At 73.8% G+C, this 6502-nt stretch carries 6 protein-coding genes; 3 read left to right on the top strand and 3 right to left on the bottom strand.

Annotation, left to right across the window (positions count from 1 at the left end):
• The coding region (locus VMF70_14595; protein HTT69250.1) for a PLP-dependent aminotransferase family protein at positions 1-1361 on the bottom strand (1361 nt) is incomplete at its 3' end.
• 110 nt (positions 1362-1471) lie between these two features.
• On the opposite strand from VMF70_14595, the gene VMF70_14590 reads away from it, so the two are divergent.
• From VMF70_14590 to VMF70_14580, 3 genes are all read left to right on the top strand, one after another.
• Positions 1472-1930: a carboxymuconolactone decarboxylase family protein gene (locus VMF70_14590; GenBank protein HTT69249.1), complete on the top strand. Its 459-nt coding sequence runs from the start codon at positions 1472-1474 to the stop codon at positions 1928-1930.
• An 86-nt stretch (positions 1931-2016) separates the two neighbouring features.
• Entirely contained in the window at positions 2017-2541 is a 525-nt protein-coding gene (locus VMF70_14585) for a GNAT family N-acetyltransferase (GenBank protein HTT69248.1), read from the top strand.
• Positions 2542-2546: 5 nt separating this feature from the next.
• A complete protein-coding gene (locus tag VMF70_14580) occupies positions 2547-3383 on the top strand; it encodes an isocitrate lyase/phosphoenolpyruvate mutase family protein (GenBank protein ID HTT69247.1) in 837 nt (278 codons plus the stop codon).
• 75 nt (positions 3384-3458) lie between these two features.
• On the opposite strand, the gene VMF70_14575 is transcribed toward VMF70_14580, so the two are convergent.
• Positions 3459-3926 carry a nuclear transport factor 2 family protein gene (locus tag VMF70_14575; GenBank protein ID HTT69246.1) on the bottom strand — a complete coding sequence of 156 codons (468 nt, stop codon included), beginning with the start codon at positions 3924-3926 and terminating at the stop codon, positions 3459-3461.
• Between the two features lie 64 nt (positions 3927-3990).
• Positions 3991-6495, bottom strand: coding sequence for a zinc-dependent metalloprotease (locus VMF70_14570; GenBank protein HTT69245.1), 2505 nt, complete (start codon positions 6493-6495; stop codon positions 3991-3993).
• Positions 6496-6502 lie beyond the last annotated feature (7 nt).

Here is a 6502-nt window from a genome sequence, read left to right as displayed (position 1 = left end):
GCCTCGCCCGCGTCCACGCCAGGCGGGAGCTGCCCGACCAGGTGGATCCCCGCCGCCTCGGGGGGCAGCTCCAGCAGCCCGCCGAGCGAGCGCCGGGCGGCCTCGACCAGCGCCTGCTGTCGCTCGGCATAGAGCCGGCGCATCCGCCTCAGGTGGCGCACGAAGTGCCCCTGGTCGAGGAAGTCGGCGACGACCGCCTGGTCGAACAACGGCGGGTGGCGGTCGCCGACCGAGCGCGCGGCGGCGAAGGCATCCACGGCGCCCGCGGGGACGACGAGATAGCCCAGCCTCAGGCCGGGATGGAGCGTCTTGCCGAACGAGCCGAGGTAGAGCACGCGGCCGCGCTCGTCCAGCCCCTGCAGGGACGGCAGCGGGCGGCCGGCGTAGCGGAACTCGCTGTCGTAGTCGTCCTCGACGATCCACGCGTCCGCTTCGTGCGCCCACGCCAGCAGCTCCAGGCGGCGGCGCGGGCTCAGCGAGCCGCCGAGCGGGAACTGATGCGACGGCGTGACGTGGACGAGCCGGGCGCGCGGAGCCTCGCGCCGCCCGACGGACACCCGGACGCCCTCGGCGTCCACGGGCACCGGCACCAGGCGCGCGCCGGCGGCCTTGAAGGCGCTGCGGGCGCCGGGGTAACCCGGATCCTCGACCCACGCCGCGTCGCCCGGATCGAGCAGGAGGCGCGCCGCGAGGTCGAGCCCGTGCTGGGCCCCGCTCACGATCACCACCTGCTCGAACGAGCAGCGCACGCCGCGCGCGGCCGCGACGTAGCCGGCGACGGCGCGGCGCAGCGGCGCGTAGCCCGCGGGATCGCCGTAGCCGAGCGACGGCGGGCGCCGCCAGCGCCGGGCCACCAGCCGAGCCCAGAGCTTCACCGGGAACGCGTCGAGGGCCGGCGTGCCCAGGCTGAAGGCCTGCGGCGTCTCGGCCGCCGAGGGGAAGATGCTCGCGGCGGCGACGAGCGCGGTGCCGCGGCGCGAGAGCCTCGGCGCGCTCGGCGTGGCTGTGCCGGCCGGCGCCGCGTCGCGCACGCCTCGGAGGGACGATGCGCGCAGCGCCGGCCGCGCGCGCAGCATCTCGTCGGGGATCACCTCGCAGACACGCGTTCCCCCGCCCGTCCGGCCGGCGACGTAGCCCTCGGCGCGGAGCTGCTCGAATGCTGTCGTCACGGTGTTGCGAGCCACGTCCAGCTCGGCGGCGAGGGCACGGGTCGAGGGCAGGCGCGCTCCCGTGGCGAGGCGACCGGCCACGATCGCGTCCCGCAGTCCCGCGTACACCTGGCGGTGCAGCGGAGCCGAGGCGTCGGGGTCCACGACGACCAGGAGATCGGGGGCGGGCTGCGCGGCTCGGCGGCTGGCCATGACGGGGCTCGCCGGGAATGTACTTGGCACCATCGTTTCGCCGCAACTTGGCGCTTGTGGCAGATCCAAATGGCCCTAGCTTGCAGCCACACCTCGGAAGGGAGACCACGATGAAGCCGCGGATCAACTACGCCAAGACCGCGCCGGGCGTGTACGACGCGATGGACGCGCTGGACCGGTATCTCGCCGGATGCGGGCTCCAGAAGCCGCTGCTGTTCCTGGTGCAGCTCAGGGCGTCACAGCTCAACGGCTGCGCCTACTGCATCGACATGCACTGGAAGGACCTGCGGGCGGCCGGCGAGAAGGAGCAGCGGCTCTACGGCCTCGACGCGTGGCGGGAGTCGCCGTACTACACGGACCGCGAGAAGGCGGCGCTGGCCTGGGCGGAGGCCGTGACGCGGATCGCGGACGGCCACGCGCCGGACGCGGCGCACGAGGAGGCGAGGGCGCAGTTCAGCGAGCGCGAGCTGGCCGACCTGACGCTGGCGGTGGCGACGATCAACGCGTGGAACCGGCTCTCGATCGCGGCACGCCTGACGCCCGGCACCTACCAGCCAGCGGCCGCGTGACGGCCGCGGTCGCGCCGTCGCCTCCGTGCGCTGGCGCGTCGCTCACTTGCGGCGGAGCGTCGAGCTTCGGATACTGCGCCGTTCCCATGCCCTTCCCGGAGAGCTTCGCCACCGCGCGCCTCGTGGCCGAACGCCTGCGCGAGGAGCACTACGGCGATCTGCTGCGGATGCACTCCGACCCCGCGCAGATGGCGATGCTCGGCGGCGTGCGGGACGAGGCACAGACCGCCGAGTACCTGGCGAAGAACCTCGCCCACTGGGCGGCGCACGGCTTCGGGGCCTGGATGCTGCGGGACGGCGTGAGCCGCGGGATCGTGGGCCGGGCCATCCTGCGCCACCTCGACGTGGACGGCGTGGACGAGGTCGAGGTGGGCTACTCCCTCGACCCGGCCTGCTGGGGACGGGGACTCGCGACCGAGATCGCCGCGGCCTGCCTCGAGCACGCGAGAGACGACCTCGAGCTGGCGACCGTGGTGGCGGTGACGCTCCCCGACAATGCCCCGTCACGGCGGGTGCTCGAGAAGGCCGGGCTGGCGTACGAGCGCGACTGGATGCACGGGGGCCGGCTGCACGTGCTCTACCGGATCCGCTTCCCCTCAACCCACGGATGACGACGATGCCGGTCACTCAGGAGGAGAAAGGCCACCGCTTCCGGGCCCTGCACACCCGGCCCGGCGCCTTCGTGATTCCCAACCCGTGGGACGCGGGGAGCGCCCGGATCCTCGCGGGCCTCGGCTTCGAGGCTCTCACCACCACCAGCGCCGGCCTCGCCCTGTCGCTCGGCAAGCGGGACGGCGACGGCTCGGTGACCCGCGAGGAGGCGCTGGCCAACGCCAGGGCCGTCGCCGACGCCACCGATCTGCCGGTCGCCGCGGACCTGGAGAACGGCTACGGCGACTCGCCGGAGCGGGCCGCGGAGACGATCCGGCTTGCGGGCGAGCGCGCCGGCCTGGTGGGCGGCTCCATCGAGGACGCCAGCGGCGACTCCGGGCGCCCCATCTACGACTTCCGGCACGCGGTCGAGCGCGTGGCCGCGGCCGCCGAGGCGGCTCGCGCGCTGCCCTTCCCGTTCGTGCTCGTCGCCCGGGCCGAGAACTTCCTGCACGGCCATCCCGACCTCGACGACACGATCCGGCGGCTCCAGGCCTACGAGGCGGCCGGGGCGGACGCGTTGTTCGCGCCCGGCCTGACGACCGCCGACGAGATCCGCACGGTGTGCGCGTCCGTGGCGAAGCCGTTCAACATGGTGATGGGGCTCAAGACCACGAGGTTCTCGGTGGCCGACCTGGCCGCGCTGGGGGTCAAGCGGATCAGCGTGGGGTCGGCGCTCGCGCGGGCGGCGCTCGGTGCCCTGGTCGCCGCGGCCCGCGAGATCCGGGAGCACGGGACCTTCCGGTTCGCGGAGTCCGCGCTGCCCTACGCGGCGGCCAACGACCTCATGGGCCCGCCGTAGCGGCGCCGACCGCCCGGGCGCCTGCGACCGCCTCGCGATCGGACGCGCCCGTCCCGCAGCCCGCGCGACCGGCGTCTACTTCGCGGGATCCGCGTTCCCGATGTCCAGCACGACCTTCCAGGTGCCGTCGCCCTGCTTGCGCCAGATGGTGACGTAGCTGCCGTGCCGCACGGTCGCGCCCGGCGCGGCCCCCGGGCGCGGCGCGCGGTCCCAGCGGCCGATCGTGTAGCCGAGATTCCCGCCGGGCGAGACCTCGACGGACACGGGCCGCCAGGTCAGCGCCACGGTGGTGTCGCCCAGCTCCGGGGCCATCAGCTCGCGGATCGCCGGGCGGCCCACCACGTTGCGTCCGGGGATGACCATCACGCCGCTGTCCGCGAACCAGCTGACCCAGCCCTCGACGCCCCGCTCGGCCGTCGCCTTCGCAAACGCGATGTCGGCGTTGCGGATCGCCTCCGCGGCCCCGGCGCCGTTCCCCTTGCCCGTGCAGCCCGCCGCGGCGGCGAAGGCCGCCACGGCGACGACGCGCCACTCGATCTTCATGGTCGTGCCCCCCATGCGCGCGGGCCGGCCGGGACGCCCCGGCCGGCCGCCGCGGACTCCGTGTCTAGGCCTTCGGATTGAGCGCCCGGTCGATCCGGAACCGGAGATCGGCGAGGTGCGCTCGCGTCTCCCGGTTCGCCGCCCCGGGCAGCGCCAGGCGCAGCGCCCCGTCCAGATCCACCAGCTCCGCGCGGATCAGCGCCCGTGCGTCGCCGGGCATCGGCGGCGGGGGCGCGAAGCCCGGGGGCAGCGGCCCGGCCGGCCGCGCCGCCGCCGGCGACGGATTCAGCTTCTCGCTCATCAGGTCCACGAAGGCGCGCTGCAGGTTGCGGCGGTACGCGTCCACCGCGACCCGCGGCCCCGTCAGCTCCGAGAACGACGCCCGCCGGACGTCGCCCAGCAGGTCGCCGATCCCGTACGCGGGAGCGGCCGGCGTCGCCGTCGCCATCTGGTCGGCCAGGCGCGACAGCCGCGCGTCGTCGAACAGCATCCGCAGGAACGTGGCCTGGATGGTGCGGATCCGCTCCTCGAACCCGGCCGGCTCGATCCGCCGCAGGATCTCGGGATCGTACAACCACGCTGGCGTCGCGAGCACGTTGTCGGCCAGGAACCGCGCCGCTGCCGCCTGCTGGGCCCGCGGCACCGGCGCGTGGATGACGCCGGGCTGGCTCGGGTACTTCTCGTCCCGGTACACGCCGCCGATCAGGGTCACCACGTCGCTCATCTCGGACCGCCACTGCCCGATCACCCGGTCGTACATCTCGCTCAGGTCGCCGTAGTCGTCGAGCTTGTCGGCCGTCGTGGCGGGGATCAGCATGCCCATCACCCGCTTCAGGTTCATCAGTCCGTACGTGCTCGCCTTCACCGGGTCGTCGCCCACGGCCTCGCGCTGCGAGTTCGGGTCGATCCCGTCCAGGTCGCCGTACCGCAGCATCGGGTTGGCATCCTGCTGCCGCGCCAGCGAGTCGAGGAACGGCCGCTCCGACTCGGGCGTCGTGGCGCCCGGCACGCGCCGGTAGCCCCAGTTCACGGCGAACGAGTCGTACACGCTGATCGTGGGGATCAGCGCCGCGCCGTCGCCCGGCTGCGCCACGTAGTTGAACCGCGCGTAGTCCATGATCGACGGCGTGTCGCCCCAGCGGGCCGTGTAGCTCGGGCTCCGGAGCGAGTCCACGGGCATCGACGCCGACGCGCGGAAGTTGTGGGGGAAGCCCAGGGTGTGGCCCACCTCGTGCGCCACCACGTACTCCAGCATCCGGCCCATCAGCGAGTCCGGCAAGGGGAGTCGAGCCGCGCGCGGATCGAGCGGCCCCACCTGCACGAAGTACCAGTCCCGGAGCAGGTTCATCACGTTGTGGAAGTAGCCGATCGACCCCTGCAGGATCTCGCCGGTCCGCGGGTCGGTGATGCCCCCGCCGAACGCGTTCTCCGTCGTCGAGGGGAGCCAGCGCACGCAGGAGAAGCGCGCGTCGTCCATCGAGAAGCTCGGGTCCTCCTGGGGCGTCGGCGCCAGCCTGGCCACGATCGCGTTGCTGAACCCCGCGTAGCGGAAGGCCGGCTGCCAGTCCTCGACCCCCTTGATGAGCCACGGCACCCACTGCGGCGGCGTCGCCGGGTCGATGTAGAACACGATCGGCGTGACCGGGTCGGACACCGGCGCGCCCGGGTCCTTGGGCTCGAGCCGCCAGCGGTCGATGTAGCAGCGGTGCGCCGCCCGCTGCTCGGCGGTTCCGTAGTCGACCTGCTCGACCGAGCCGTAGCCGACCCGATGGTCACACAGCCGCCGGGCCGCCAGCCGCTCGGGAAGGAGCACCATCGAGTACTGCACCACCTCGGTGACGGTCCCGAGGCTGCGGTCCTGCGGCACGCTGTCGGAGGACCAGGTATGGATCGCCCGCACGTCGAGGTTGGTGGGGAAGACCTTCGCGGCCACGATCAGCGACCGCGCCGGATCGAAGCGGCGCGAGCGATCCTGCCGCCCGCCGAAGCCGCCGCCCCGCGCCACCGACAGCTCCGGCACGTCGCTGGTGAACAGCCTGCCCACGTCGACCACGGGGTTGCTGTCGGAGCTGAAGGCCGCGACGTCGAAGGCCATGATGATCGGCTCGACGTTGTTGAGCCGCACCGCCCGGCTCACCGGCGTCGTGCTGTCGGCCACCACGTCGTAGCCCACGTTGCGGAGCAGGACCCGGTTGCCCAGCCGCTCCCACCGGACCACCCGGCTCATCGTCACCACGCCGGCGTAGCCCGTGCCGTCCTGCGCGCCCGCCAGGTACGTGACCAGCAGAAACGGCCTGCCGACCTGGACGCGCGGAATCTCGAACAGCAGCTGCTCGCCGACCCGGTGGACGATGAAGACGCCGGTGTCGGACACGGCCTTGTCGGTGACGACCTGCGCGTAGGGCTTCGGGCCCTGGGGCGGCTGGCCCCGGGGCCCGTTGCCCGGGCCCTGCCCCTCGCCCGACGGCGGCTGGAACGGCGGCCCGCCGGGCCGCTGGGCGTTGAGGTTCGAGGCCCCGGCGAGCACAGCGGCGCCGAGGGCTATGGTGAGGAGCGAGCGTGTCGGCATGGACCGT

The organism is Gemmatimonadales bacterium (assembly GCA_035502185.1).
Lineage (GTDB): Bacteria > Gemmatimonadota > Gemmatimonadetes > Gemmatimonadales > JACORV01 > Fen-1245.
This window is presented reverse-complemented; position numbering and strand designations above follow the sequence as displayed.

Excerpts from the sequence above, each read along its gene's own strand:
- VMF70_14580 (HTT69247.1), top strand. The coding sequence starts at position 2,547 with ATGCCGGTCACTCAGGAGGAGAAAGGCCACCGCTTCCGGGCCCTGCAC.
- VMF70_14575 (HTT69246.1), bottom strand. The coding sequence starts at position 3,926 with ATGAAGATCGAGTGGCGCGTCGTCGCCGTGGCGGCCTTCGCCGCCGCG.
- VMF70_14590 (HTT69249.1), top strand. The coding sequence starts at position 1,472 with ATGAAGCCGCGGATCAACTACGCCAAGACCGCGCCGGGCGTGTACGAC.
- VMF70_14585 (HTT69248.1), top strand. The coding sequence starts at position 2,017 with ATGCCCTTCCCGGAGAGCTTCGCCACCGCGCGCCTCGTGGCCGAACGC.
- VMF70_14570 (HTT69245.1), bottom strand. The coding sequence starts at position 6,495 with ATGCCGACACGCTCGCTCCTCACCATAGCCCTCGGCGCCGCTGTGCTC.